General features: G+C 29.8%; 1 protein-coding gene. It reads left to right on the plus strand.

All coding sequences use genetic code 11. The features are described from left to right. Window positions 1-259 precede the first annotated feature (259 nt). The gene (locus tag A142_RS15980) at window positions 260-1,111 is read left to right on the plus strand and encodes a winged helix-turn-helix domain-containing protein (protein ID WP_019820105.1); all 852 of its coding nucleotides are present in this window, start codon (window positions 260-262) and stop codon (window positions 1,109-1,111) included. The last annotated feature ends 180 nt before the right edge of the window (window positions 1,112-1,291 follow it).

The following is a 1,291-nucleotide window of genomic DNA, read 5'->3' on the forward strand; positions in this document are numbered from 1 at the left end:
GTTTTAATAGAACTTTCATACGTTATCCCACGAAACCTTAATAAACACCAGAGATACATCACAACAATAACAATAACAATAACAATAACAAGCCAATCCACAACAAATAAAACCCAAACAAAAAAAACTAAAAATAACTAAAATGACACATTTGTGACATCATTTGTTTTTTTTGTGGTCATTACTTTAAAAAAAAATAAAATCCGTACGAAAAAATCAAGGCCGTCGAATAACACAAGATTAGCTCTAGAGTAAAATGATGAATAAAATGATGAATGTTACAAATTCACTCGTGATTTATGAAAAACTACATGTTAGCTTTGATGATCGTTCAATAATGAATATTGAAGACAAAAGCTTAATACAATTAAGGCCAAAACCTTTTAGGGTCTTACTTTATCTTCATCAACACAGCAACCGCTGTGTAAGTAAAGATGAAATTTTCGACGAATGCTGGGACGGTTCTATAGTGTCTGATCAGTCGTTGACAAACACAATAAGCATGTTAAGAAAAGCCCTTCTTACTATTAATATAAGAAAAATAAAAATCACAACTATAAGTAAGGCAGGTTATCGGCTTGATAAAATCGATATTGATGATTCAACTAATGGTGTAAGTAACCCCACACCATTACTTAATGGATACAACAATATGGAAGTAAATCATGATAAAGAATTTTTAAAAACTAGGATATACAAAAAATTCCAGTATAAACTATCCTTAGTAAAAAATTTAATACTTCCCACTTTACCGGTCGTTATACTTTTAATGACTGGAGACACCCATGGTTACAATATCCCAAATCAACGATTGGTTTCAAACGTTAATACTGAATACACCATCATCGACAAGACTAAAAAGCTAGATCTCGACAGCATCGAGGCTATTATAAAATCAAGGCCACAAAGAAAATGCAATGCTAAAAGTATTAAAATAACTATAAACAAAGGTAATGAAGTTGCCTTTGAGACAGATTTTTCAATAAAATATAAAAACAATGCATATAACAACTTATACGCATACAGGGTTAAAAAGGACAATTTCATATCAAGGATGATACAAATTTCCACAATTCTAAGCTTGTGTAAACTAAATTATACTACCCCCTGAGCTTAATCGATTAATATTGAACTTTAACTTATTGGTGTGATTTTAATGACATTAAAATTTGAACTCTGGCAAGGAAGTTTTGATATATTTTTGTTGATTTTAATTATTACGTTAACTAAATAGGAGTAAATATGAAAAATATTCTAATCACACTAACTGCGCTATTTATTATGATGTCAT

Origin of the sequence: Vibrio splendidus 12E03, assembly GCF_000272105.2 — a bacterium.
In the GTDB taxonomy this organism is placed as follows: Bacteria; Pseudomonadota; Gammaproteobacteria; order Enterobacterales; family Vibrionaceae; genus Vibrio; species Vibrio splendidus_I.

Excerpts from the sequence above, each read along its gene's own strand:
- A142_RS15980 (WP_019820105.1), top strand. The coding sequence starts at position 260 with ATGAATAAAATGATGAATGTTACAAATTCACTCGTGATTTATGAAAAA.